General features: G+C 29.1%; 28 protein-coding genes. 16 read left to right on the top strand and 12 right to left on the bottom strand.

From position 1 onward, the window contains the following. On the top strand, positions 1-468 hold the full coding sequence (locus WAO56_RS06630) for an HAD family hydrolase (RefSeq protein WP_422143226.1): 468 nt from the start codon (positions 1-3) through the stop codon (positions 466-468). A 53-nt stretch (positions 469-521) separates the two neighbouring features. On the opposite strand, the gene WAO56_RS06625 is transcribed toward WAO56_RS06630, so the two are convergent. From WAO56_RS06625 to rpmH, 9 genes are all read right to left on the bottom strand, one after another. After that, a complete protein-coding gene (locus WAO56_RS06625; RefSeq protein WP_422143227.1) occupies positions 522-887 on the bottom strand; it encodes a DUF6483 family protein in 366 nt (121 codons plus the stop codon). Between the two features lie 198 nt (positions 888-1,085). After that, the gene (gene rsmG / locus WAO56_RS06620) at positions 1,086-1,793 is read right to left on the bottom strand and encodes a 16S rRNA (guanine(527)-N(7))-methyltransferase RsmG (protein WP_422143228.1); all 708 of its coding nucleotides are present in this window, start codon (positions 1,791-1,793) and stop codon (positions 1,086-1,088) included. Then, positions 1,786-3,684 carry a tRNA uridine-5-carboxymethylaminomethyl(34) synthesis enzyme MnmG gene (mnmG, locus tag WAO56_RS06615; protein WP_422143229.1) on the bottom strand — a complete coding sequence of 633 codons (1,899 nt, stop codon included), beginning with the start codon at positions 3,682-3,684 and terminating at the stop codon, positions 1,786-1,788. The genes rsmG and mnmG overlap by 8 nt, the downstream gene beginning before the upstream one ends. Positions 3,685-3,692: 8 nt before the next feature. After that, positions 3,693-5,063, bottom strand: a complete 1,371-nt coding sequence (gene mnmE / locus WAO56_RS06610) for a tRNA uridine-5-carboxymethylaminomethyl(34) synthesis GTPase MnmE (RefSeq protein WP_422143230.1) — start codon at positions 5,061-5,063, stop codon at positions 3,693-3,695. Between the two features lie 104 nt (positions 5,064-5,167). Continuing rightward, positions 5,168-6,001 carry an RNA-binding cell elongation regulator Jag/EloR gene (gene jag / locus WAO56_RS06605; protein ID WP_422143231.1) on the bottom strand — a complete coding sequence of 278 codons (834 nt, stop codon included), beginning with the start codon at positions 5,999-6,001 and terminating at the stop codon, positions 5,168-5,170. Beyond that, positions 6,002-6,802, bottom strand: coding sequence for a YidC/Oxa1 family membrane protein insertase (locus WAO56_RS06600; RefSeq protein WP_422143232.1), 801 nt, complete (start codon positions 6,800-6,802; stop codon positions 6,002-6,004). It abuts the gene before it with no gap. A 16-nt stretch (positions 6,803-6,818) separates the two neighbouring features. Next, the gene (yidD, locus tag WAO56_RS06595; RefSeq protein ID WP_422143233.1) at positions 6,819-7,031 is read right to left on the bottom strand and encodes a membrane protein insertion efficiency factor YidD; all 213 of its coding nucleotides are present in this window, start codon (positions 7,029-7,031) and stop codon (positions 6,819-6,821) included. Positions 7,032-7,035: 4 nt separating this feature from the next. Continuing rightward, complete coding sequence (gene rnpA / locus WAO56_RS06590) at positions 7,036-7,368, bottom strand: ribonuclease P protein component (protein WP_422143234.1); 333 nt, start codon at positions 7,366-7,368, stop codon at positions 7,036-7,038. 33 nt (positions 7,369-7,401) lie between these two features. Beyond that, a complete protein-coding gene (gene rpmH, locus WAO56_RS06585; protein WP_243661972.1) occupies positions 7,402-7,536 on the bottom strand; it encodes a 50S ribosomal protein L34 in 135 nt (44 codons plus the stop codon). A 517-nt stretch (positions 7,537-8,053) separates the two neighbouring features. On the opposite strand from rpmH, the gene dnaA reads away from it, so the two are divergent. From dnaA to WAO56_RS06525, 12 genes are all read left to right on the top strand, one after another. Continuing rightward, positions 8,054-9,448: a chromosomal replication initiator protein DnaA gene (gene dnaA / locus WAO56_RS06580; RefSeq protein WP_422143235.1), complete on the top strand. Its 1,395-nt coding sequence runs from the start codon at positions 8,054-8,056 to the stop codon at positions 9,446-9,448. A gap of 239 nt (positions 9,449-9,687) precedes the next feature. Continuing rightward, positions 9,688-10,788, top strand: a complete 1,101-nt coding sequence (dnaN, locus tag WAO56_RS06575) for a DNA polymerase III subunit beta (protein ID WP_422143236.1) — start codon at positions 9,688-9,690, stop codon at positions 10,786-10,788. Then, positions 10,788-10,994, top strand: coding sequence for a S4 domain-containing protein YaaA (gene yaaA, locus WAO56_RS06570; protein WP_422143237.1), 207 nt, complete (start codon positions 10,788-10,790; stop codon positions 10,992-10,994). The genes dnaN and yaaA overlap by 1 nt, the downstream gene beginning before the upstream one ends. A 9-nt stretch (positions 10,995-11,003) precedes the next feature. Continuing rightward, positions 11,004-12,116, top strand: a complete 1,113-nt coding sequence (gene recF / locus WAO56_RS06565; RefSeq protein ID WP_422143238.1) for a DNA replication/repair protein RecF — start codon at positions 11,004-11,006, stop codon at positions 12,114-12,116. 16 nt (positions 12,117-12,132) lie between these two features. Continuing rightward, a complete protein-coding gene (gyrB, locus tag WAO56_RS06560) occupies positions 12,133-14,046 on the top strand; it encodes a DNA topoisomerase (ATP-hydrolyzing) subunit B (RefSeq protein WP_422143239.1) in 1,914 nt (637 codons plus the stop codon). Between the two features lie 11 nt (positions 14,047-14,057). Then, entirely contained in the window at positions 14,058-16,493 is a 2,436-nt protein-coding gene (gene gyrA, locus WAO56_RS06555) for a DNA gyrase subunit A (protein WP_422143240.1), read from the top strand. Between the two features lie 17 nt (positions 16,494-16,510). Next, complete coding sequence (locus WAO56_RS06550; RefSeq protein ID WP_422143241.1) at positions 16,511-16,819, top strand: STAS domain-containing protein; 309 nt, start codon at positions 16,511-16,513, stop codon at positions 16,817-16,819. Between the two features lie 3 nt (positions 16,820-16,822). Further along, a complete protein-coding gene (locus WAO56_RS06545) occupies positions 16,823-17,176 on the top strand; it encodes an anti-sigma factor (RefSeq protein WP_422143242.1) in 354 nt (117 codons plus the stop codon). A 4-nt stretch (positions 17,177-17,180) separates the two neighbouring features. Further along, positions 17,181-17,951, top strand: coding sequence for a SigB/SigF/SigG family RNA polymerase sigma factor (locus tag WAO56_RS06540; RefSeq protein WP_422143243.1), 771 nt, complete (start codon positions 17,181-17,183; stop codon positions 17,949-17,951). Between the two features lie 24 nt (positions 17,952-17,975). Beyond that, positions 17,976-19,001 carry a cell wall-binding repeat-containing protein gene (locus WAO56_RS06535; protein WP_422143244.1) on the top strand — a complete coding sequence of 342 codons (1,026 nt, stop codon included), beginning with the start codon at positions 17,976-17,978 and terminating at the stop codon, positions 18,999-19,001. Positions 19,002-19,176: 175 nt separating this feature from the next. Then, positions 19,177-20,040: a D-alanyl-D-alanine carboxypeptidase family protein gene (locus WAO56_RS06530; RefSeq protein ID WP_422143245.1), complete on the top strand. Its 864-nt coding sequence runs from the start codon at positions 19,177-19,179 to the stop codon at positions 20,038-20,040. A gap of 99 nt (positions 20,041-20,139) precedes the next feature. Beyond that, positions 20,140-20,715: a VanZ family protein gene (locus tag WAO56_RS06525; protein ID WP_422143246.1), complete on the top strand. Its 576-nt coding sequence runs from the start codon at positions 20,140-20,142 to the stop codon at positions 20,713-20,715. Positions 20,716-20,735: 20 nt separating this feature from the next. Here the strand turns inward: WAO56_RS06525 and epsC are convergent, their stop codons facing one another. Next, positions 20,736-21,275: a serine O-acetyltransferase EpsC gene (gene epsC / locus WAO56_RS06520; protein ID WP_422143247.1), complete on the bottom strand. Its 540-nt coding sequence runs from the start codon at positions 21,273-21,275 to the stop codon at positions 20,736-20,738. A 189-nt stretch (positions 21,276-21,464) separates the two neighbouring features. Here epsC and yedE point away from each other — a divergent pair, with 189 nt between their 5' ends. The 3 genes from yedE to WAO56_RS06505 are packed head-to-tail and all read left to right on the top strand — an operon-like array spanning position 21,465 to position 22,979. Beyond that, positions 21,465-22,532, top strand: a complete 1,068-nt coding sequence (gene yedE, locus WAO56_RS06515; RefSeq protein ID WP_422143248.1) for a YedE family putative selenium transporter — start codon at positions 21,465-21,467, stop codon at positions 22,530-22,532. 1 nt (position 22,533) lies between these two features. Beyond that, complete coding sequence (locus WAO56_RS06510; protein WP_422143249.1) at positions 22,534-22,746, top strand: sulfurtransferase TusA family protein; 213 nt, start codon at positions 22,534-22,536, stop codon at positions 22,744-22,746. A gap of 2 nt (positions 22,747-22,748) precedes the next feature. Next, positions 22,749-22,979, top strand: a complete 231-nt coding sequence (locus WAO56_RS06505) for a DUF3343 domain-containing protein (RefSeq protein ID WP_422146300.1) — start codon at positions 22,749-22,751, stop codon at positions 22,977-22,979. 30 nt (positions 22,980-23,009) lie between these two features. Here the strand turns inward: WAO56_RS06505 and WAO56_RS06500 are convergent, their stop codons facing one another. After that, positions 23,010-24,395 carry an aminopeptidase gene (locus WAO56_RS06500; protein WP_422143251.1) on the bottom strand — a complete coding sequence of 462 codons (1,386 nt, stop codon included), beginning with the start codon at positions 24,393-24,395 and terminating at the stop codon, positions 23,010-23,012. A 90-nt stretch (positions 24,396-24,485) separates the two neighbouring features. Then, positions 24,486-25,115: an HAD family hydrolase gene (locus tag WAO56_RS06495; RefSeq protein ID WP_422143252.1), complete on the bottom strand. Its 630-nt coding sequence runs from the start codon at positions 25,113-25,115 to the stop codon at positions 24,486-24,488. Positions 25,116-25,163: the final 48 nt, after the last annotated feature.

Genomic DNA, 25,163 nt, shown 5'->3' with positions numbered 1-25,163 from the left:
ATGAAAATAAATATACCAGGCTATAAAAATTTAAATATAGATAAAATAATATTTGACTATAATGGCACTTTAGCTGTTAATGGAAAAATCGATAGCTCTACAAAAAATAAATTAATAGAGCTTTCAAAGAATTATGAAATTTATATACTAACTTCCGATACTTATGGAACAGTGGAAAAAATTTGTGAAAACCTACCGGTAAAAATTCATACCTTTAAAGGAGACAAGGCATCTGCTTCTAAAAAGGATATAGTATTAAAATTAAATCCTAATTCTTGTGCCTGTATTGGAAATGGCAGAAATGACATGGAAATGCTAGAAGTTGCAGCTCTTTCCATTGGAATAATCGGTAAAGAAGGGGCCTATGGGAAAATAGTAAATATTTCAGATATTTGTGTAACATCAATACTTGATGCTATGGACTTATTTATATACACAGACAGGTTAATTGCCGATTTAAGAGGGTGAAACCACTTACAAAATGTAAGTGGCTTGCTTTTCTAAATAATTTTCCTACTAAATTAAATAAATAATTTTTTTATCGACTCGATTCCTTCCATTATTTCATTCCTTGAAAAATTCTTTTTTACTAATTCTTCATCTGACATTTCATTAAGATTATAATAAAATAATAATGTAACAAGTAAAATTTCTGACTGGTTTTCTTTTTCTATATTTTCAATAAGAGAAAATATCATATCTTCTGCCTTATGTATTTGACCAATTTCTACTAATTTAAATATTTTTTTATAATATTCACTATAAGAAATTTGTGATTCTATATTTTTTACAGATTCAGATGTAAGTTTCTTCCCTGTAAACAGAACTGCTAGTGTATTTATAACTGAATTTATCTGTCTTAATAGCCAATCTTCCTGATAATACATTTTAGACCCCTTCTTTTAATTATCCTCTATAATAATTATCTCTATTCTTTATTACTTACCATTTTGAATTGTTTATACCCAATAAAATTGTGGATTCTTACTATTATTTATTCTCCAGTACTTCCTTTATTGTTCTATCTTTTAGAAAAGGAAAGTCTAAAAACTGCAAAAAAGCACTTAATTATTTAAGTGCTTTCTTTATAAGGGTTTAGATTTTGGTTTTCCACCAGCTCTAGGATATTTTTTATTTGTATTTTTTATCTTCTTAATTACTATTAATGTTCTTTCAGAGTCCTCGTAGTCTAAATTATAATCAATAATTTTTTCCAACTTTCCACCAAGGGTTTCTATAGCATTTTTTGCTTCTTCATATTCTTCATGACCTGATGGCCCCTTCATAGATATAAAATATCCACCGACTTTTACAAAAGGTAGGGCATATTCTACTAGGGTATTAAGCCTGGAAACAGCTCTTGAAATAGCATAGTCATATTTTTCCCTATATTTTCCATTTCTTCCCATTTCTTCTGCTCTACCATGAATTGCTTCTATTTTTTGAAGCTCTAATTCTCCTATAACCCTATCTAAAAATTTAATTCTCTTATTTAAGGAATCCATTAAAACAATATTAAGGTCCTTACGGATAAATTTAATTGGTAGGCCCGGTAGTCCTGCTCCAGTTCCTATATCTATTAAGGAAGAATTTTCTTTTATATCAATATACTTTAAAGGAAGAATAGAATCTAAAAAATGTTTGTAATTAACTTCTCTTTCCTCTGTTATAGAGGTTAGGTTTAAAACCTTGTTAGTTTCAACTAGTAACTCTCTATATTTTTCGAAATTATCCAATTGTTTTTCTTCTAGGTTAAATTCATTTTTTACTAATAATTCTTCTAATTTACTCATTGTTCTTCCTTTTTCTTGTTTCTAAATATATTAATATAACATTTATATCTGCCGGACTAACACCACTAATTCTACTGGCTTGACCTAATGAATCTGGCTTAATTTGATTTAGTTTTTGTATAGCCTCGTTAGAAAGTCCCTTAACTTGTGAATAATCTTCTATAAAGTCTATTTTCTTTCTTTCTAATTTTTTAAACTGTTCTATTTGATGTTTTTGTTTAGCAATATAGCCCTCATATTTAATATGGGTTTCTACTTGCATTCTAACTTCCCTTAAAAGTTCTGGTCTGTTTTCATCAAAAACAATTAGGGCTTCATAGGTTAATTCCGGTCTTTTTATTAAATCATAAAGTGTATGGGAGGACTTCATTGGTCCGGAACCAAGTTCTACTAATTTTTTATTATTTTCTTCTGTAGGATTTACCTGTATTTTCTTTAACCTATCTAACTCCCCATAGATACTTTCTTTTTTCCTTCTTGTTTTTTCCATTCTTTCTTCTGTTACAAGACCTATTTCATAGCCTTTTTCAGTAAGTCTTAAATCGGCATTGTCCTGTCTTAAGGTAAGTCTGTATTCAGCACGGGAGGTCATCATCCTATAAGGCTCATTAGTTCCTTTGGTTACTAAATCATCAATTAAAACACCAATGTAGGCATCGGACCTATCTAGTATAAAAGGCTCTCTTCCCTTTATTTTCATTGTAGCATTAATTCCCGCTACTAAACCTTGGCCAGCCGCTTCTTCATAACCGGAGGAACCATTTATTTGACCGGCAAAATAAAGCCCATTTATTTCATTATGCTCCAAGGTTCTTTTTAATATTGTCGGATCTATACAATCATATTCTATTCCATAGGCTGAACGCATAAACTTAACATTTTCAAAACCTATTATAGTCTTATACATTTGCTTTTGTATTTCTTCAGGTAGGGTGGAACTTACTCCTTGAATATACATTTCCTTAGTATTTATTCCCTCTGGCTCTACAAATACCTGATGCTCATCTCTTTCATTAAATCTTACAACCTTATCTTCTATAGATGGGCAATATCTTGGTCCTACCCCTTTAACAATTCCAGCATACATTGGACTTCTTTCTAAATTAGCCTCTATTATCTTCTTAGTTTCTAAAGTCGTATAGGTTAAATAACAAAGCTCTTGTTTAATATCAAATTTTTTACCAAAGTTCATAAATGAGAAAGGTACTATTTCATCATCACCTTTTTGTTCTTCCATTACGGTATAGTCTAAACTATCCCTATGAACTCTTGCTGGCGTACCTGTTTTAAATCTTCTTAATTCTATTCCTAAATCCTCTAAGGATTGGGATAGATGGGTTGCCGCCTTTAAACCATGGGGACCGGACTCGTATTGTAATTCTCCCATAAGAATTAGTCCCTTTAAATAGGTTCCCGTTGCTACAATAACTGCCTTAGTCTCATAAATAGCACCGGACATAGTCTCTATACTTGTAACCTGCTTGTTTTCTACATTTATTTTTGTAACTTCAGCTTCAACTAAATCTAAATTCTCTTGATTTTCAATAACCTTTTTCATTTCCATATGGTACTTAGGCTTGTCTGCCTGTACCCTTAAAGAATGAACTGCCGGACCTTTTGATGTATTTAACATTCTAGACTGAATAAAGGATTTGTCTATAATTAAGGCCATTTCACCACCTAGAGCATCAACTTCCCTTACTAAGTGACCTTTTCCTGTTCCCCCTATATTAGGGTTACATGGCAAGTCTGCAATAGAGTCTAGGCTCATAGTTAATATTACGGTTTTTAATCCCATTCTACTTGTTGCTAAAGCTGCTTCACAACCTGCATGTCCGGCACCTATGACAACTACATCAACAGCTTCTTCCTTATATTTAATAACTTCCATATTTCTCCTTATTTTCCAATACAAAAATCTTTAAATATTTTATCAAGTACATCATCCTCTATAGTTTCTCCTGTTATTTCTCCTAATATTTCCCAAGAATCCCTTAAGTCCACTTCTACACAGTCAATAGGAACATCTAATTTCATATCATTTAAAGATGATTCCAAATGATTAATTGCCCTTCCTAAAATATCTTGGTGTCTAATATTAGTTACTAGAGTTTCATTACTTGATATTATTTCTCCTTGTAAAAACATTTTTGAAATTGTTTCTTCTAATTTGTCTATACCCTTGTTATTTTTAATGGAAATTCTAATAACAGGTATATTTTCATCTATATTTAAACTGTCAATATCCAGTTTACTTTCTAAATCATCTTTATTTAAAAGGACTATTGCCTTTCTTCCCTTTAATAAATCCAGTACAATTTTATCCTCTTCATCTAATTTTTTAGATAAGTCGAAAATTGCAATAATTAAGTCTGCACTTTGTGCAAAGTCTAAAGATCTGTCTACTCCAATTTTTTCAACAATATCGTCTGTATCCCTAATTCCAGCAGTATCGCTTATTTTTAAAGCAACACCGTCTATGTCTATATACTCTTCAATAATATCCCTTGTAGTGCCGGGTATATCTGTTACAATTGCCTTGTTTACCTTGGCCAAATTATTTAAAAGAGAAGATTTTCCAACATTTGGTTTACCAATAATAGTTGTATTAATACCATCTCTTATGATTTTACCTCTATTAGAGGAATTATATAGTTTTTTAAGACCTTCTAATATTTCCTCCCCTTCCTTAATTATTACAGAATTGTCCAATTCCTCTTGACCGTCTTCTGTAAAATTAATGGAGTATTCAACATGGGCAAGTAAATTTAAAAGTCCATCCCTATATTTTTTAATATCCTTCTTTAAAGAACCTTCCAGTTGATTAATAGAAGCCTCATAAGCCTTGTCGGTTTTAGCTTTAATCATATCAATAACAGCTTCCGCCTGACTTAAATCCAGTCTTCCATTTAGAAAGGCACGTTTTGTAAATTCTCCCTTTTCAGCAATTTTCGCCCCATTTTTCAAGGTTAAATCCAAAACCTTTTTAACGGAAATAATACCACCATGGGTGTATATTTCTACAATATCCTCTCTAGTATAGGTGTTTGGTCCCTTCATAAAGGCAATTAACACTTCATCTATTAACTTATCGTCATCATAAATATGGCCGTATCTTAAAGTTCTATTTTCTAAATCTTTATCATCTATTTTTTTAATTGGTTTAAAAATTTTTTTACCTATTTCAAAACTCGTTAAACCACTCATTCTTACAATTCCTATTCCTGCTTCTCCAGTAGCAGTCGATATTGCAGCTATGGTATGTTCCATAATAACCCTCCTAATATTCTTTTTAATTATAACATACCTTAATGCTAATATATTTAAGCATTTATACTACATTCTAAAAGAAATAAAGCCTGCAAATGCAGACTTTATTTTTTCTTTCTCTTAATTTTTATTATTACTCTTCTATAAGGCTCATCACCTTCACTAACAGTATATACCCCAGAAACATTTTGTAAAGCAGAATGTATTATTCTTCTTTCATATGGATTCATTGGCTCCAATTTCATATTTCTATTGTACTTTTTAGCCTTATTAGCCATTTTTACTGCTAATGATTCTAAAGATTTAACTCTTTTTTCTCTGTAGTTATTAGAATCTACAGATATTCTCATATATTCTTTGGAATTTCTATTAGCTACTAGATTAACTAAATACTGAATAGCATCTAGCGTTTCTCCTCTTTTACCAATAACAATTCCAATATCTCCTTCATTTTCAGGAATAATATTAAATCTTGTAAAGTTTTCATCGTTAAATGTTTCAATATTGGCCTTAATACCCATTTTTGAAACTATATCCCTTAAAAATTCCTTAGTTTTAACCTTGATTTCCTCTTTAGTTAAACTATCTATTTCTATATCCTCTTGGATAGAATCCTCTACTTTAGTTTCTTTTTTTGAAGTTTTTTCTACGATAATTTCCTCTTCTACTATACTACTAGTTTCTTCTACTATAACTTCTTCTTTTTCTTCTTCCTTAGTAGAAAAATTATTGGAAACAACTTCATTAAGTAACTCTTCAATATTTTCTTCACAGGATACCTTTACTACGGCATCTTTAGAACCTATTAAACCAAAAAAACCGCTTTTTGGCTCCTCTAAAATTTCAACAATTGCTTCTTCCTTTGTACAGTTAAGTTCCTTTATAGCTAAATTAACTGCTTCTTCAACTGTCTTTGCAACTTTTACCGTTGATTTCATTTAGGCTCCCTTCTTTTTATTAGCTTTTTTCTTTGAAGCCTGTCCCTCTGAAATTTTTTCTTTACTTGAAGATTTTTTCTTCTTTGGAACCTCTTCAACAACTTCTTCCTCTTTATTTACTAGTTTAAGAACTAATCTAATGGCAATTTCAATAACATTACCTGCTGTCCAATATAGTGCCAAACCTGCTTGATAACTTCTTGCAAAGAAGAAAAACATTATTGGCATACCATACTTCATCATAAAGTTCATTGACTGCATTGGATCCTGTTGGCCATCTTCACTTTTCTTAGTACTTGGTGTAAGTAAAATACTGTAAAGCATTTGAGAACCGGCCATTAATAATGGTAAAATTATAGTTGGATCTGCAGCTGTTAAATCCGGAATCCAAAAAAAATTTGTTGCAATTGTTTCTGAAAGTCCTGTGTATTTCATTGGTTCTCTCATTACAGGGAACAAAGCCCAGATAATAATAAGCTGAACTATCATAGGTAAACATGAAGCAAAGGGACTAAAACCCATTTCCTTTTGTAGTTCCATTACCTTTTGTTGGTAAAGCTGTGGGTCATGTTTATATTTCTTTTCTAGCTTCTTCATTGCCGGCTGCAATTCAGCATTGATTTTGGTCATTTTAGCATTTGACAATGTTACCGGCAACATTGCCAATTTGTAAATAAGCGTCAATATTAATAAGGATATTGCAAAATAAGATATTGACTTTGGTTCTACTCCTATATTGGAAACTGTATGATATATAAATTCTAATATCTTTCCAATTATAGAGCTTAAAAATTTCGTCATCTTTACTCCTAAATTATTATTTTAATGGATCGTAGCCGCCTTTACTAAAGGGATTACATCTTAAAATTCTCCAAACTGCTAAGAATGTTCCCTTTATTATTCCATATTTCTCATAAGCCTGTAATGCATATTGGGAACAAGTAGGATAGTATTTACAACAACCTGAACCCCAATATGGTGAAATATTCTTTTGATAAAATCTAATTAATAAAATTGGTATTTTTTTCATTTCATCACCTTTTAAAAACAATTTTAAGTAAATGTTTTACAGACTTTTCTAATTCATCATAAGATAATTTTTTAGTGTTTTGTCTTGGAATTACTACTATATCGTAGCCATTCTCAATTAAATCAAAATTATGTCTAAATATTTCCTTTAGTCTTCTTTTTAATTTGTTTCTTTCTACGGCATTTCCATATTTTTTTGTAATAGAGAAACCAACACGAGATCCTTGTTTTTTATTTTTTTTTACAACGAAGGTAAAGTTCTTATTAAAATATCCTTTACCATGTCTGTATATAATTCTAAAATCCCTATTACTTCTTAATCTTTTATTTTTTTCCATAAATGTAAAATTTAAAAGGCCATTTTTAATGGCCTATGCTGAAATTACTTTTCTACCTCTTTTTCTTCTTCTCTTTAATACAGCTCTACCTGCTTTTGTTGACATTCTTTTTCTAAAACCGTGATCTTTACTTCTTCTTCTTCTATTTGGTTGATAAGTTCTTTTCATTTCTTAATAGCACCTCCTTGAGACATTATTTAAAATACAAAACACTAGTTTAAATTATATAAATGGAAGAGCTAACTGTCAAGAAATATTGTAATTTTAATATTATTTAAGAAAATTATAATAGATTTATCCTATATTTACTTTTTTTCATAATTCCATCGTATTTTTTATTAATTCAACTTGCTATAAAGCTTGAAAAATAAACATTTTTACCGGTTTTTAATTTGTATAAATCATCAATATTTGTTATAATATCTATATTAAGAATTTTCAAACACAAAATATAAACATATCGTTCCACATTTTGTGGATAAATTGTGGATAAGTATACTATTTAGAGAATAGTCATTATAAAAATGCTTCAATTCTCTATTTTTTTAAGCAAAAATCATAAACTTTACTTAAATTGTGGATAAGTGTAGTGTTTTGTGGATAATTTTATTTATTATGTAATTTACAGCTTGTAGAGAGTTAACAAATTGTGGATTACTTTGTTGATAACTTGGAGGTTATTTTTATGGACCTAAATTTAATTTGGACTGAATTTTTAGCAGGTCTAGAGGTAAATATGTCCGATGTTGCATTTAACACTTGGATAGAACCTTTAGAGCCTATAAAATTAATTTCTTCTGAACTAATTATTTCAGCGCCAAATGGCTTTACTAAAAAAATGATTGAATCTAAATACTTAGACGATATGATAGGTATTCTAAGTATTATATTAAAGAAGGATGCATCTATAAAAATTATATTGCCAACAGATAATACTTACAAACAGTATCAGGTAAAAACAAAACCTGGAGGGCAACAGTATTTTACCGATGTAAATGAAAATAATGGTAGCAAAAAACCTATTGATGTAGAAAAAATAAAAATGGAACAGATGTTAAATCCAAAATACACCTTTGACACATTTGTTAAGGGTAAGTCCAATGAATTTGCATTATCCGCTGCCTTAGCTGTAGCTAAAAATCCTGCCAGTGCCTATAATCCTCTTTTTATATATGGAGGACCAGGACTAGGAAAAACCCATTTAATGCAGGCTTGTGCCCATGAAATTATAGACCATAATCCTGAAGCTAAGGTTGTATATATAAGTAGCGAAAAATTTGTTAATGAATTAATCTCATCTATAGGTGATAGAAGTAATAAGAAAAACTCAGCCTTTAGAAACAAATACCGAAATATTGATGTACTACTTATAGACGATATACAGTTTATTGCTGGAAAAGCCGGTACTCAAGAGGAATTTTTCCATACCTTTAACGATTTATATGCTCAAAATAAACAGATTATAATATCTTCCGATAAACCACCAAAGGAAATTAAGTATTTAGAAGAAAGACTTATTTCTAGATTTGAATGGGGCTTAATGGCAGATATTCAATTACCTGATTACGAAACTAGAGTAGCTATTTTACAAGCCAAGCTAAATATGGAAAATGCCAATATTTCAAGGGATATTCTAGAATACATAGCTATGAATGTAAAATCCAATATTAGGGAGCTGGAAGGTGCTTTAATGACTGTTATAGCTCATTCTAAGCTACTTAATGAACCTAATATAGATTTGGAAAGAGCAAAAATAGCTCTTAGAAAAGTAATTGCTGAAAATGAAAAAAGACCAATTACTCTCGATTTAATACAGGAAATTGTAGCAGATCAATACCATATAACGGTTTCTGATTTATCATCTAAAAACAGATCTAAACAAATTGCCTATCCTAGGCAAATTGCAATGTATTTATGTAGAAATCTTACGGATTCTTCTTTAATAGCTATTGCTAATTCCTTTAAACGTGATCATACAACTATTATGCACGGTGTTGAAAAAATTTCTAAGGATATTTCCAAAGATGAAAAGTTTAAAGAGGAAATTAATGATCTTATAGATTTAATTAAAAATGAATAATCCACATTTTATTGTTAACAACCTTGTGGATAAGTTGTGGATAAGTAAAATTTATTAAAAAATTTATTTTTTTTGTTGATAGTGTTGATAACTCAATATTTTCTGTCCTATTATCCACAGATTTATCGGACTGAATTTTATCGTATTCTAGCTGTTTATTAGACTTATCCACATTATGAACATATACTACTAATACTACTACTATATTTTATTATAGTTTTTAATACACGGAGGAGACTATGAAATTTGAAATAAATCAAAAAGATTTATTAAAACATATTAATATTGCTCAAAAAGCTATTTCTTCTAGAACTACTATTCAAATACTTGAAGGAATATTATTTGAAGCAAAAGATAATTATTTAATATTAACATCAACAGATTTAGAATTAAGTATAGAAACTAAAATTGAATGTTTAGTGGAAAAAGAAGGAAAAATAGTTATAAATTCTTCTATGATAGGTAATATAGTTAGAAAATTACCAGATGCACCAATTAAATTTAATGTTGTTGGAGATAATATACAAATAGTATGTATGAATTCAGAATTTAATTTAATAGGTCAAGATTATTCTGATTATCCTCCTTTACCACAAAAGAACAATGATATTTCCATTAATATGGATACTAGTATTGTAAAAAATGCTATAAAAGAAACTGTTTTTGCTGCTTCTTTAGATGAAACTAGACCTGCTTTAACAGGTGTACTAGTAGAACTTTCTAAAGATGAAGTTAATTTTGTAGCCTTAGATGGTTTTAGAATAGCCTTAAGTAGATTTAAAATGAAAAACGATGAAGATGTTAAGGAAATAATTCCTTCAAGGGCTTTAGTTGAATTGCAAAAAATACTTGAAGAGGATGAAGTAATAAATATTAACTTTATTCAAAATAATGTAATATTCGATTTAGGCAATACTTTAGTATACTCAAGACTATTAGATGGAAAATTTATAAATTATAAGGATATTATTTCAGATGATTATAATTGTAGAGTAGAAATAAATAAAAGAGATTTTCAGGATTCATTAGAAAGAGCCTCTCTACTAGCTAGGGAAGAAAAGGCTAATTTAGTAAAAATTAGTATAAATGACAGTAATCTTAACATTAGTTCCAATTCAGAATATGGAAATGTCAATGAAAATATAGTATGCCTAAAAGAAGGCGAAGATATAGACATAGCCTTTAATGCAAAATATTTACTAGATGGTCTTAAGGTTATAGAAAGTGAAAATTGTGAATTATTATTAACAGGTTCTTTAAATCCATGTATAATACATCCTATTGATGAAGAAAAAGATTATACTTATTTAGTTTTACCTGTAAGATTAGGAAGAGATTAATGAAAAAAATAGAAATAACTACTGAATTTATAAAATTAGAACAATTATTGAAATTAGCAAATCTTGTTTCTTCAGGTGGATTAGCAAAGGAGTTAATTCAAAATGAAGAGGTTAAAGTAAATGGAGAAATAGAAACAAGAAGGGGAAAAAAACTTAGAAAAGGAGACATTGTAGAGTACAATGGTGAACAATTCCTTATTGATTAGGAGATTAAATTGATAATTAGAAATTGTTATCTTTTAAACTTTAGAAATTTTAATAACTTAAATATACAGTTTTCAGACAAAACAAATATAATAATTGGAAACAATGCTGAAGGGAAAACTAATATTTTAGAAGCTATTTATTTTAGTGCAAAAGGTAAAAGTTTCAGATCTTCAAAGGAATCCGATTTAATAAAATTTAATAAAGAACATGCCTATATTAGAACAGATATAGAGTCTAATGGTGTTGAGGAAAAAATAGAAGTAAAACTTTCAAGGGAAAAAAAGAAGCAAATTAGAATAAATGAAAATTTAATTGATACTATGAAAGAACTTCGAACTTTTTTTGACATAGTTACCTTTACACCGGAAGATTTAAAAATTATTAAAGATAGTAAAGCATATAGAAGAAATTTTATTGATGAGATAATTACAGATTTAATCCCTTCCTATAATAATTTAATTATTAAATATAATAATATTTTAAATCAAAGAAATTATCTATTAAAATATGGAAAAAATAAAAGATATTTTATGGAGCAAATTAAAGCTGTTACAAAACAATTAGTGGCAGAAGGCTCTATAATTATAAAAATGAGAAATAAATATATTTTATATCTTAATAAAATAAGTAATAGAATTCATAATGATATTACAAATAATAAAGAGTGTTTAAATATTAAATACGATGAGATATACTTAAAGGATGGTCTTAAAAATTTAGAAGAAACTCTTTATATTGAAACTATGGAAAAAATCGATAAGGATATGGAAATAGGATTTACTACAGTAGGCTGTCATAGAGATGATATTTTAATAGAAATAGATAGTAAAAATAGTAAAACCTATGCTTCTCAGGGCCAACAAAGAACAATTATACTAAGTCTAAAAATAGCTCAAATAGAACTATATAAAAAACTAAAAAATATTAAGCCAGTTATTTTATTAGACGACGTATTTTCAGAGTTAGATTATTCAAGAATAAAATATTTACTCAAGGTTGTTGAAGACTACCAATCGATTATTACTTCAACTAATTTTGATTTTAAAAATATAATGGAAAATAAAAGTTACAGATCCTTTATTTTAGAAGATGAAAAAATAAGAATAAAGGATAATTACTAAGAAAGGGAATGAATAGATGAGTCAAAAAAGACATTATTCTGCCAGTGATATAAAGGTACTTGAAGGCTTAGAACCAGTAAGGTTAAGGCCAGGTATGTATATTGGATCTACAAGTAGTAAAGGACTACACCATTTAGTGTATGAAGTTGTAGATAACAGTATAGATGAGGCATTGGCAGGAGTAGCAGATACAATAGAAGTAATAATTTATGAAGACGGCTCAATTTCTGTTAGAGATAATGGTTCGGGAATACCAGTAGAAAAACATCCACAAACTGGAAAATCTACCTTGGAGACAGTTTTAACAATTCTTCATGCCGGTGGTAAATTTAACAATGACGCCTATAAGGTGTCAGGAGGTTTACACGGTGTAGGGGTTTCAGTTGTAAATGCTCTTTCAGAATGGTTAATAGCAACGGTTCATAGAGATGGTTATGAATTTACTCAAGAATTTTCTAGAGGAAATGTAGTAACTGAATTACAAAAGGGAAAAAAAGTTTCAGATACTGGTACAGAAATAAAATTTAAACCGGATTTTGAAATATTTGAAACCTTAGATTTTGAAAAAGATATTTTACTTACAAGATTTAGAGAGATGGCCTTTTTAAATAAGGGTATAAAACTTACTTTAGAAGATAAAAGAGATGGTACAAAGGTGGAATTCCACTATGAAGGTGGTATTAAATCCTTTGTAGAGTATTTAAATAGAAATAAAAATCCATTACATTCCGATGTAATTTATATAGATGGGGAAAGAGAAGGAAGTTACGTAGAAATTGCCTTACAATATACCGATAGTTATTCAGAAAATGTACTTTCCTTTGCTAATAATATTCACACTTCAGAAGGTGGTACACATTTAGTTGGTTTTAGAACTGCTTTAACGAGAACTATTAATGATTATGGTAGAAAATATAATTTAATTAAAGAAAAAGACGATAATTTACAAGGTGAAGATGCTAGAGAAGGACTAACGGCAATTATATCTATAAAATTATCAGAACCTCAATTTGAGGGACAAACAAAGGCTAAATTAGGTAATAGTGAAAGTAGAGGAGTTGTTGAATCTGCTTTAGGTGAAGGATTTTCTACATTCCTAGAAGAAAATCCAAAAGTAGCTAAAATAATTATTGAAAAGGCTCAAAGTTCAGCAAGGGCTAGAGAGGCTGCAAGAAAAGCAAGGGATTTAACAAGAAAAAGATCTATTTTAGATAATACTCCCTTACCTGGTAAATTAGCTGATTGTATAGAAACAGATATAGGAATTAACGAAATATTCATAGTCGAAGGGGATTCAGCCGGCGGTTCTGCTAAAGGTGGTAGAGATAGTAATTTCCAAGCTATACTTCCTCTTAGAGGTAAGATTCTAAATGTTGAAAAAGCAAGATTGGACAGGGCTTTAAGTTCTGATGAAATAAAAAATATGATAACGGCTTTTGGAACTGGAATTGGTTCTGAATTTAATATAGATAATTTAAGATATGGAAAAATTATAATAATGACCGATGCTGACGTTGACGGTGCCCATATTAGGACCTTATTATTAACATTTTTCTTTAGATATATGAGGGAATTAATTGAAAAGGGGCATATCTATATTGCTCAACCTCCATTATATGGAATATTAAAAGGAACTAAGGTAGTTAGGTATTGCTATGATGATATAGAACTTGAAAAATCCTTAGATGAATTAGGAAGAGGTAGCAATTTAAAAGTCCAACGATACAAGGGTCTTGGAGAGATGAATGCAGAACAATTATGGGCAACTACCATGGACCCAGATAATAGGGTTCTATTAAAAGTTACCTTAGATCAGGATGAAATGGTTGAAATAGATGAAACCTTTAATATTTTAATGGGTGATAAGGTAGAACCGAGACGTGAATTTATAGAAGAAAATGCAATTTATGCAAAGAATATTGATGCTTAGGAGGTTTGGATATGTCAGATGAAATTTTAGAACACAGTAATATACTTGATGCGGATATCAAGAAAGAAATGAAAGACTCATATCTAGATTATTCCATGAGCGTTATAGTATCTCGTGCCTTACCAGATGTAAGAGATGGTTTAAAACCTGTTCATAGAAGAATTATTTATGGTATGCAGGAACAAGGCTTATTCCCAGACAGAGGGTTTAGTAAGTCAGCAAGACTAGTAGGGGATGTAATGGGTAAATTCCACCCTCATGGTGATTCAGCTATTTATGATGCTGTTGTTAGACTTGCTCAAGACTTTAATATGAGATATCCACTGGTACAAGGACAAGGTAACTTCGGTTCAATAGATGGTGATGGTGCAGCTGCTCCTAGGTATACAGAACTTAGAATGGCTAAACTATGTTTGGAAATGTTAAGGGATATTAATAAAAATACTGTAGATTTTGAACCTAACTATGATGGTAGGGAAAAAGAACCTGTTGTACTTCCTTCAAGATTTCCAAATTTACTTGTAAATGGCTCATCAGGTATTGCTGTTGGTATGGCTACAAATATGGCACCACATAACCTAAATGAGGTTATAGATGGAATAAATGAATATATAGATAATAGGGATATAAGTATTGAAGAATTATCTCAAATTATAAAAGGACCGGACTTCCCAACAGGTGCCCATATAATGGGAAAAGAAGGTATAAAAAATGCCTATACTACCGGCAGGGGAAAAGTAATATTAAGAGCTGTTGCAGACATAGAAGAACATAAGAACAGAGAAAGAATAATAGTTACAGAAATTCCTTATCAAGTTAATAAGTCCAATTTAATAATAAAAATAGCGGAATTAGTTAAGGATAAAAGAATTGAAGGAATATCTGACTTAAGAGATGAGTCAGGTAGAAAAGGCCTTAGAATTGTTATAGAATTAAAAAGAGATGCAAATGCTCAAATAGTTTTAAATAATCTATATAAATATACGCAGATGCAGGTAACCTTTGGTATTATAAACCTAGCACTAGTTAAAGGTGTTCCAAAGGTATTAAACTTAAAGGAATTAATATCCTATTATGTTGAACATCAAGAAGAAGTTGTAACTAGAAGAACTCAATTTGATTTAGACAAGGCTGAAGCAAGGGCTCATATTGTTGAAGGTCTATTAAAAGCCATAGACAATATTGATGAAATAATTCATATAATAAGAACATCTTATTCAGACGCCTTAGAAAAACTTATGGATAGATTTGAGTTTTCTGAAATTCAAGCCCAAGCTATTTTAGATATGAGACTTAGAAGGTTACAAGGACTTGAAAGAGAAAAACTACAGGATGAATATAATGAATTAATTAAAGAAATAGCTAGATTAAAAGAGATTTTAGCAAATGAAGATCTTCTATTAAATATAATAAAAACAGAATTAAATGAAATTAAAGATAAATTTGGTGATAAAAGAAGAACTAAAATCAAACCTGCTTATAATGAAATTAATTTAGAAGAGTTAATAGAAGAAGAAGATGTATTAATTACCTTAACTAAACATGGTTATGTAAAAAGAATACCTGCAGACTCCTATAAGGTACAAAATAGAGGTGGAAAGGGTGTTATAGGTCTTAATTTAAAAGATGAGGACTTTGTTGATACACTATTTATAACTTCAACCCATAGTACTATTTTATTCTTTACCAACAAGGGTAGAGTTTACAGTCTAAGAGCCTATGAAATACCAGAGGGAAAAAGACAGGCAAGAGGTCAAGCAATAATTAATCTACTTCAAATTTCAAGAGATGAAAAAGTACAAGCAGCAATACCTTTTGAATCTTTTGATAGTAAATCATATTTATTTATGGCTACAAAATACGGTTTAGTTAAAAAAGTAAGATTGGATCTATTTAAAAACTTAAGAAAATCTGGCTTAATAGCCTTAACCTTAAAAGAGGACGATGAGCTAATAGCTGTAAGATCCGTATTAAAAGAAGCTCAAGCCATGATGGTTACAAAAAAAGGATTATCAATAAGATTTAAGGTAGATAATATTAGACCAATAGGAAGAACAGCCCAAGGAGTAATGGGAATTAGATTAAATGATGATGACTATGTAGTTGCCATGGATATTATTGATGACAATAGATATTTATTGGTAGTATCAGAAAATGGTTATGGTAAAAAGACCAATATAGACAAGTATAAGGTACAAAATAGAGGTGGAAAGGGAGTAAAAACCTATAAGATTTCTAAACGTACAGGAGACTTAATTTCTGCTAGATTAGTAAACCTAGAAGATGAAATTATATTAATGTCAGCAAAAGGTGATATAATTAGACTATCTGTAAGACAAGTTTCTACAAAAGGTAGGGATACAATGGGCGTAAAAATAAGAGACGTTCAAAGTGAAGATGATAAAATAGTAGCAGTAACAAAGTATATTGAAGATATTGAAGATTAATTAAACAGGAGGATAGTATGGGATTAAACTATAATATATCAAACAATGTAGACAAATTAGTAATAGATCTAAATGGTGATTTAGACGCATATGCTAGTGATGATTTTAAAAATGAAGTTATTAAAAGTTTAGACACTCCTAAAGATATAATTTTTGATGCTACTGGATTAGATTTTATAGACTCAACTGGTTTAGGTAGTTTAATAAGTATTTACAATAAAATAAAAGAAGAAGAGAAGAGTATAACTATAAAGAATATAAAATCAAATGTTAAAAAAATATTCGAAATAACAGAATTAGATAAAGTTTTTAACATAGTGGAGTAATAAATGGATAAAACTTATAAATTAATAATTGATAATATTTCTGAAAATATATCTTTAGTAAGATTAAATACCTCATTTATAGCAAGTAGAATAGATTTTAATATTGAGGAAATTGAAGATATTACAGTTTCAGTAAGTGAAGCTGTAAACTATCAATTAAATATTTCAAAAAAAACTGAAATTGAATTTTTAATAACTAATGACGAAATACAAATAGATGTAATTAATGAAAATTTATACAAAAAAGAAATAAATGAAAGTTCAGATAAATTTGCAAAAATGATACTCGAAACTTTAATGGATAAAGTTGTATTTGGAGAAAATAAAATACATCTGTCAAAAAAACTTAAGGGTTAGTTATATGAGCAATAATGTTAGACAAACAGAACAACAAGAAATAAAAGATCTGTTTAAAGTATATAGTGAAACTAGGGATAAGGAAACTAGAGATATATTAATTGAAAAAAACTTATATATAGCTGAAATATTGGCAAAGAAATATGTAAATAAAGGAATAGAATACGATGATCTATTACAAGTAGCAAGTATTGGTTTAATCCTTGCAATAGAAAGATACGATATTAGTAAGGGATTTGAATTTTCTAGTTATGCCACACCTACTATAGTAGGTGAAATAAAAAAATATTTTAGAGATAAGGGTTGGGTAATTAGAGTTCCTAGAAGAATTCAAGAATTATCTAAAAAAGTTAACAATGCTAAAACTACACTAAGTCAAAATCTTCAACGTTCTCCAACAATAAAGGATATTGCAGAATATTTAGAAATAACAGAGGAGGAAGTAATAGAGGCTATGGAGGGAAGTAGAGTTTATGCTCCTCAGTCTTTAGATATTTCCTTTGATTCACAAAATGACGATAAGGATGTAAATCTTCAAGATTTAATTGGAGAAGAAGATGATGATTTTGCAAAAATAGAGCTTAAGGATTTTATAGAAAAAACTATGGAAAAATTAAATGAGGTTGAAAGAAAAATATTAATAGACAGGTATTTTGAAAAGAAAACTCAAGTTTCCATAGCAAAAGAACTAAAAATTAGCCAAATGACCGTTTCAAGAATGGAAAAGAAAATAATAGAAAAATTTAGAAAAGAACTTGAAGAAACCAATAGTTAATTTCTTCATATTCAAGGAGATTTTATGAAAAAGAAAATTTTAAGTTTTATTTTAATATTTACCATGTGCATAGGTTTAATTCCTAAAGATACAAAGGCAGACTCTGAAGTATATATCTATAGGATTTCCGGTGGCGATAGATTTGAAACATCTGTAGAAGTAAGTAATGTATCCTATAAAAAATCTGAAAATGCAGTACTTGTAAGTGGTAGAAAACATCCAGACGGTTTAACAGGTGGAGTATTAGCATCTGTTTTAAATGGACCAGTACTACTAACAGAGAAGGATTCAGTACCAACATCAGTAAAAAATGAAATAAATAGACTTGGCGTAAAAAATATATATATTGTAGGTGGAACTAACTCTGTATCTAAAAAGGTTGAAAGTTCATTAAGTGGCTACAATATAAAAAGAATAGATGGTAGTGATAGAACAGAAACTGCAACAAATGTTGCAAATTTCATTAGAACATTAACAGACTATACATCAAATACTAGATATTTTGCCCTAGCTAATGAAAATGAATTTGCAGATGCTCTTGCAGTTGGTGGTTATTTAGCAAATACAAAAATTCCACTGCTTTTAACAGATAATAAAACCCTTAGTACTAATAATAAGAATTTTATAAATAAATATAATATAGGAAGGGCCATAATAGTTGGAGGAACTTCTTCAGTTTCACCAAAACTAATTCCTAATAATGTAAATTATGCAACCTATTCAGGTTCAGATAGATATAAAACATCTTTAGATATAGCCAAAAAGGGATTTAGTAATGTAAAAACCGTTGTAGTTACAAGTGGGGAAGATTTTCCAGATGCATTATCAGCATCTACATTATCAAAATATGTAGATGGACCAATACTATTAACTAATTCAAAAGCCATAGATTCAGACATTGTTAAATATATAAAAAATGGTAATATTACAAGATTAATAGTTGTAGGTGGAAAAAACAAATTACCAGATAAATTACTAGAAGTAATAAATAAAGAACAAATTAGAGGACCGGAAGAAATTGGAGATATAAACGAACCACCTAAAGGTTAAAAATTAAGGGGAATTAAGGAGCCAAGGCTCCTTTTTTTGTTTTTAAAAAATATACAATTAGTTAAGAAAAATCTACAATTAGAATAAAAGGGTATTTTATAAAATAAATGTGCTATTATGAAAATAAGAAAAATATTTTATTTAGGCTAAGTGAAAGTAAAGGAGATAATATTTAATGAAAAAAAACAGAAAAATATTACTCATTATTGGAATTTTTTTAATAGTAATAACAGCATTGATTTTAGTTTATTTTGGAATATTTAAAAATAATAAGTTTAAGGATTTAACCTTTGAAAGTAAAAATATTTATGTTTATAATATTACAGATGAAAAGGAAGTATTAAATATAAATGGGGAGGAAAAAGTAGCTCCAGCTTCTCTTACAAAAATAATGACTGTAATAGCATCTTTAGAAAATATAGATGATTTATCGGCCCTTGCTCCAGTAGATAAGGCAAGTTATCAAGAAATGGTGGCGGTAAATTCTTCAATGGCAGGTTTTTATGGAAAGGAACAAACTACATATAGGGATTTATTATATGGAACAATGTTGGCTTCTGGTGGAGAATGTGCAAATTCATTGGCTATTAATATTTCAAAAACCACTGAAGAGTTCGTAAAATTAATGAATGAAAAGTCTAAGGAAATAGGCTTAAATAATACAAACTTTACAAATCCAGAAGGATTAGATGAAGAAAATAATTATTCTACGGCTAAGGATATTTCAGAATTAATAAAAAATTCATTAAAAAATAGTGAATTTAGGGAAATATTTACTAAGGAAGAATATATTTCAACCTCTACATTAGACCATCCAGAAGGAATAGAAATAAAAAGTACTGTATTAACAGCTCTTTCGGATTATGAACAAAAAGATTTTAAAATTATTGGTGGAAAATCAGGAACAACGGAAAATGCTGGTTTTTGTTGGGCAACTATAGCTGAAAAAAATAATAAGGAATATATATGTGTTGTTATGGGGTCAGAAACAAATGAAGGTAGAATAGAGGATACACTAAAAATCATGGATGAAATCTAATATATAGTAATAATATTAAAAAATAAATTTAATTTAAATATGTTACAATCATAGGAGTATAGGCTCTATTTAATAATATTAGGTAAGGAAATATTGAATATGTTAGATTTTACATTTTTTGGAATTATTGTTTTTGTTATTTTATTTTTAAAAAACATTATAGTATTAATAAAAAACAAAGGAAAAATTTCTGATTTTTTAATAAAAACAACTTTTATTATATATGTTTTAGTAGTAATAAAAATAGTGTTTTTCCCTATTCCATTTCAAAAAGAACTTTTGGAAATATTAAGAGTAGAAAATTTAGAAAATATTAGTAATTTTATTCCATTTAAAAGCATATTTGAAATTTTAAAAACCGGAACCTGGTATAATATAAAATTACAAATAGGAGGAAATCTAATATTACTACTTCCCTTAGGAATATATTTACCATTTCTATTTAATAAAAAAAATAGTTTAAAAAGGGATTTGGTATTTGGTTTAATAATCGCTATAGATATAGAGTTTATTCAAGGACTAATAGGTTTCTTTATAGGATATAATTATAGAGTGGTCGATATTGATGATGTAATATTGAATTTTATAGGCTACACAGTAGGATATTTATTATCTAAGTATGTACTTTATCCAATTTACAAAAAAATATTTACAAAAAATCCTAGGTTATCTTAACCTAGGATTTTTTAATCTTCTTAAAAAACATAGTCTGGTCCATGAGGAATAATTCTAACAGGCATGCCAACAGCAGTGCTATTAGCAGGAATATCTTGTAAGACCAAGGCACCTGCACCTATTTTACTATGGCTACCTATTGTTACATCACCTAAAATAGTTGCTCCAGTTCCTATTAAAACATCATTTTCTACTGTAGGATGCCTTTTTCTATTTTTAACCTTTCCTGTACCACCTAAAGTAACTCCGTGGTATATGGTAACTCTGTCTCCAACAATGGCAGTTTCACCAATAACAACACCTGTTCCATGGTCTATAAAGACATTGTCGCCAATTGTAGCACCAGGATGTATTTCTATACCGGTTTTATGTCTTGAACGTTGAGAAATCCATCTAGCTAATGTTGTATGTCCTTTATTATAGAAAAATTTAGCCCAACGATGGGACATAATTGCCCTTAGGGAAGGATATAAAAACATAGCTTCAAAAAGACTTTTACAGGCAGGGTCATTTTTTAATATATATTTTGCTTCAAATATTCTTTTTTTAAAAAAATTCATTTTAATTACCTTTCTTAAAGCAATAGATTAATGCTTTCACATAAATTTTTATTTGTATAAAATTATAACACAAATAAAGTTTTTTTAAAACACAGCTATTATAAATTAAGCTGTTAATTGTATAATATTTAAAAAGAATTATTAAAATATGTTATAATTTATTTAAATATACAATAAAAGGAGGAAGGTATGAGAAAAGAAAATATTAAGATTTTTATAGGTGGTTTTATTATTGGTATTATTGGAATTCTATTAATGTATCTTGGTAATCCGGATAATATGGGAATATGTATAGCTTGTTTTTGGAGGGATATAGCAGGGGCTTTAGGCTTACATAGGGCAGAAGTTGTTCAATATATAAGACCGGAAATAATTGGAATAATAGGTGGGGCATTTATTTCATCAATAATATCAAAGGATTTTAAAGGCAGAGGTGGTTCAAATCCTGCTATAAGATTTGTACTAGGTGTATTTATGTCCATAGGTGCCTTGGTATTCTTAGGATGTCCTTTAAGAATGATATTTAGAATTGCAGCTGGTGATTTAAATGCAGTTATTGGACTTTTAGGATTTATTTTTGGAGTTTTAATAGGAATATTTTTCTTAAAAAGAGGATATAGCCTTGGTAAATCAGTAAAGGAATCTAAGCTTGTAGGAATGATTATTCCGGCTTTAGGCGTAATATTGTTAATTTTCTTATTGATTAAACCTGCATTTATATTTTTCTCAAAAGAAGGCCCAGGCTCAATGCATGCAAAAATAATATATTCCTTAATTGGTGGTTTAATAGTAGGAGTAATATTACAAAGAACAAGAATTTGTACAGGTGGAGCTTTTAGAGATGTATTTTTAATAAAGGATATGCATTTTCTTTGGGGAATAATAGGAATTTTTGTAGCAGCTTTATTAGGAAGTTTAATATTAACAAAAGGTCATTTAAATATTGGATTTGAAAATCAACCAGTAGCTCATAATAATACCTTATGGAACTTTTTAGGAATGACTTTAGTAGGCTTAATAGCAGTCCTACTTGGTGGTTGTCCAATTAGGCAAACTGTACTTTCATCAGAAGGTGATGGAGATGCTACAGTAACAATATTTGGTATTATTTTAGGCTCTGCTATTGCTCATAATTTTGGATTGGCATCCAGTGCTGAAGGAGCAACAGCTAATGGTAAAATTGCAGTACTAATCTGTTTAGTATTAACGATAATTATAGCTTATACTATGACTAATTTTTCCAACAAGGAGGGATAATATGGCAAAAATAGAAGTAGATGCAAGAGGACTTTCCTGTCCAGAACCGGTTATATTAACTATGAATGCAGTAAAGGGAAATACAGATGAAATAGAAGTAAAGGTAGACACAAATATAGCTAAGGAAAATGTTACTAGATTTTTAAAGGGAAAGAAGTTCAAGGTGGAAATTGAAGAAAATAAGGGTGAATTTTCTATAAAAGGTAAAAAATAATGATGGAAAAAAGTATATTTACTTTTCATACTATAAGTCAAGTATTAAAGTTTGAAAAATTACTTAAAAAAAATAAGATAGAGGTACAATTAAGACCTGTACCAAGAAAAATTAGTTCTTCCTGTGGTAATTGTGCCTATGTAAATTCGGAAGATGTTGAAATAATTAAAAATTTATCTAGGGAAAACAAAATAGAATTTGAAAATATATATAGGGAAGAAGATATAAAATAAAAAGTCGGAAAATTCCGACTTTTTTCTTATCTATTTAAAAAACACATTGTAGGCTTTACAGGTCATAAATGCATCGGCCTTACTTAGTAATTCTATAGGGGCATGCATTGAAAGCATTCCTGTTCCCATATCTACAACTTCTGCACCATAGCCAGCTAAAATATAAGCTATAGTACCACCACCGCCTTGATCAACTTTTCCAAGTTCACCAGTTTGCCAAATTACATTTTCCTTATTAAATAAGTCTCTTAATTCAGCAATAAACTCTGCATTAGCGTCATTACAGCCACCTTTTCCACGAGAACCTGTATATTTTGCCATAGTAACTCCATGTCCAAGTAGGGAAGCATTATTTTTTTCTAATACTTCTGGGAAATTTGGATCATAAGCAACTGTAACATCAGCAGAAAGAACTTTAGAATTAGCCATAGCTCTTCTTACTAAAATATCGGAATAATCATCTCTTTGGTTAGATAATATTTCAGCTACCATATTTTCTAAGAAAATCGCACCCATGGAAGTATTTCCAACAGAGCCAATTTCCTCCTTGTCTACAAATAAGGCTACAGCAGTTCTATTAGGTGAAGCTGTATTTAAAATAGCTTCTAATGCAGCATAGGAGCAAACTCTATCGTCATGGCCATGAGCTGCTATCATTGCTCTATCGAAACCAACATCCCTTGCTTTTGATGCAGGAACTATTTCTAACTCTGCAACTAGAAAATCCTCTTCTACTATTCCATATTTTTTATTTAAATATTTTAATAGATTATCTTTAATAGGACTTTTAGCATCTTTTTCAGGGAATTTTGAATTATGGGCAACTACTACATTAAGTTGTTCTCCAGTAATTCCTTCAGATAGTGTTTTTTTCATTTGATCCGCTGATAGATGAATTAGTAAGTCATTTATATAAAATACTGGATCGTTTTCTTCATCACCAATCCTAATATCTATTTTTTTACCTTCCTTGGTGAATATTACTCCATGTAGAGCTAGAGGTATAGTAGTCCATTGATATTTTTTAACGCCACCATAGTAATGAGTTTTAAATAAAGCTAAGTCACCGTCTTCATAAAGAGGATTTTGCTTTAAATCAAGTCTTGGTACATCAATATGGGCTCCAACAATATTCATACCTTCAGATAAATCATCTCCAACAATCATCATTACAACTGATTTATCCTTATTATTTAAATAGATTTTATCGCCTTTTTTTATCTTGTTTTTTAAAGCTTCTTCAAGGCTAATATATCCATTTTCTTTGGCTTGTCTTATTATTTCAGAACAAGCTTCCCTTTCGGTTTTAGAACTGTCTAAAAATGATTTATATCTTTCACCGTAATCGTATATTTGGTCTAATTCCTCTTGATTTGAAATTTGCCAAATATTCTTTTTTTCATATTTTAAATCCATTTTATCACCTCTACTATATTATAGCTTATTGGAAAAATAATAATATAGTAATTGTAAAAAAATACATTTATTTTAACAATCTTTAATAAATTACTTGATTAATTTTAAAATATCCGTAGGTTTATTAAAAGAATGGTCTGGATTTTTAAAGGCGTTAGGTGTTGGAGTACCCCATTTTGCTAAACCAAAAGCTATACCGGCAGATTTTGCAGATTTCATATCATAAACAGAGTCACCAATGTAAATTGTTCTGTCTCTAGTAATCTTTAAATTATCCATAGCCTTTAAAATAGGGTCAGGATTTGGCTTGTGTAACCTTGTATCAGATGCAGTAACAATGCAGGTAAAGTATTTATCTATATTAAATGGACTAAATTCATTTTTCATCTCTTCGTCATTTTTTGATGTAATTATTCCTAAATTAACTTGCTTATTATATAAGTTTTTCAAAACATATTCCATATTATCAAATAATTTCATCTTATTTTGATTTAAGGATATTGTATAGGACCATTTATTAAGAATATAGTCTAATTTATCCTTAGGAATATTTAATTTTTCTAAAGAATATTTACCAGGAATTCCTAGAACAAAAAGTAAATCATCATAGGATTTTTGTATGTTTAATTCTTCCCTTAAAACCTTCTGTAAAGAATATATAATTGGCTTTTCAGTATCAATTAAAGTACCATCTACATCAAATAATATATTTTTATACATAATATTCTCCTTTCATATATAATTATATCATTAGAATATTATAAAATA

Source organism: Miniphocaeibacter sp. (assembly GCF_049276255.1).
Classification (GTDB): domain Bacteria; phylum Bacillota; class Clostridia; order Tissierellales; family Peptoniphilaceae; genus Miniphocaeibacter.
This window is presented reverse-complemented; position numbering and strand designations above follow the sequence as displayed.

Excerpts from the sequence above, each read along its gene's own strand:
- WAO56_RS06535 (WP_422143244.1), top strand. The coding sequence starts at position 17,976 with ATGAAAAAGAAAATTTTAAGTTTTATTTTAATATTTACCATGTGCATA.
- epsC (WP_422143247.1), bottom strand. The coding sequence starts at position 21,275 with ATGAATTTTTTTAAAAAAAGAATATTTGAAGCAAAATATATATTAAAA.
- WAO56_RS06510 (WP_422143249.1), top strand. The coding sequence starts at position 22,534 with ATGGCAAAAATAGAAGTAGATGCAAGAGGACTTTCCTGTCCAGAACCG.
- jag (WP_422143231.1), bottom strand. The coding sequence starts at position 6,001 with ATGAAATCAACGGTAAAAGTTGCAAAGACAGTTGAAGAAGCAGTTAAT.
- gyrB (WP_422143239.1), top strand. The coding sequence starts at position 12,133 with ATGAGTCAAAAAAGACATTATTCTGCCAGTGATATAAAGGTACTTGAA.
- WAO56_RS06625 (WP_422143227.1), bottom strand. The coding sequence starts at position 887 with ATGTATTATCAGGAAGATTGGCTATTAAGACAGATAAATTCAGTTATA.
- WAO56_RS06525 (WP_422143246.1), top strand. The coding sequence starts at position 20,140 with ATGTTAGATTTTACATTTTTTGGAATTATTGTTTTTGTTATTTTATTT.
- yidD (WP_422143233.1), bottom strand. The coding sequence starts at position 7,031 with ATGAAAAAAATACCAATTTTATTAATTAGATTTTATCAAAAGAATATT.
- WAO56_RS06505 (WP_422146300.1), top strand. The coding sequence starts at position 22,749 with ATGGAAAAAAGTATATTTACTTTTCATACTATAAGTCAAGTATTAAAG.
- mnmE (WP_422143230.1), bottom strand. The coding sequence starts at position 5,063 with ATGGAACATACCATAGCTGCAATATCGACTGCTACTGGAGAAGCAGGA.
- WAO56_RS06550 (WP_422143241.1), top strand. The coding sequence starts at position 16,511 with ATGGGATTAAACTATAATATATCAAACAATGTAGACAAATTAGTAATA.
- WAO56_RS06630 (WP_422143226.1), top strand. The coding sequence starts at position 1 with ATGAAAATAAATATACCAGGCTATAAAAATTTAAATATAGATAAAATA.
- rnpA (WP_422143234.1), bottom strand. The coding sequence starts at position 7,368 with ATGGAAAAAAATAAAAGATTAAGAAGTAATAGGGATTTTAGAATTATA.
- WAO56_RS06495 (WP_422143252.1), bottom strand. The coding sequence starts at position 25,115 with ATGTATAAAAATATATTATTTGATGTAGATGGTACTTTAATTGATACT.
- dnaA (WP_422143235.1), top strand. The coding sequence starts at position 8,054 with ATGGACCTAAATTTAATTTGGACTGAATTTTTAGCAGGTCTAGAGGTA.
- WAO56_RS06500 (WP_422143251.1), bottom strand. The coding sequence starts at position 24,395 with ATGGATTTAAAATATGAAAAAAAGAATATTTGGCAAATTTCAAATCAA.
- WAO56_RS06600 (WP_422143232.1), bottom strand. The coding sequence starts at position 6,802 with ATGACGAAATTTTTAAGCTCTATAATTGGAAAGATATTAGAATTTATA.
- rsmG (WP_422143228.1), bottom strand. The coding sequence starts at position 1,793 with ATGAGTAAATTAGAAGAATTATTAGTAAAAAATGAATTTAACCTAGAA.
- WAO56_RS06540 (WP_422143243.1), top strand. The coding sequence starts at position 17,181 with ATGAGCAATAATGTTAGACAAACAGAACAACAAGAAATAAAAGATCTG.
- WAO56_RS06530 (WP_422143245.1), top strand. The coding sequence starts at position 19,177 with ATGAAAAAAAACAGAAAAATATTACTCATTATTGGAATTTTTTTAATA.
- WAO56_RS06545 (WP_422143242.1), top strand. The coding sequence starts at position 16,823 with ATGGATAAAACTTATAAATTAATAATTGATAATATTTCTGAAAATATA.
- yedE (WP_422143248.1), top strand. The coding sequence starts at position 21,465 with ATGAGAAAAGAAAATATTAAGATTTTTATAGGTGGTTTTATTATTGGT.
- dnaN (WP_422143236.1), top strand. The coding sequence starts at position 9,688 with ATGAAATTTGAAATAAATCAAAAAGATTTATTAAAACATATTAATATT.
- gyrA (WP_422143240.1), top strand. The coding sequence starts at position 14,058 with ATGTCAGATGAAATTTTAGAACACAGTAATATACTTGATGCGGATATC.
- mnmG (WP_422143229.1), bottom strand. The coding sequence starts at position 3,684 with ATGGAAGTTATTAAATATAAGGAAGAAGCTGTTGATGTAGTTGTCATA.
- rpmH (WP_243661972.1), bottom strand. The coding sequence starts at position 7,536 with ATGAAAAGAACTTATCAACCAAATAGAAGAAGAAGAAGTAAAGATCAC.
- yaaA (WP_422143237.1), top strand. The coding sequence starts at position 10,788 with ATGAAAAAAATAGAAATAACTACTGAATTTATAAAATTAGAACAATTA.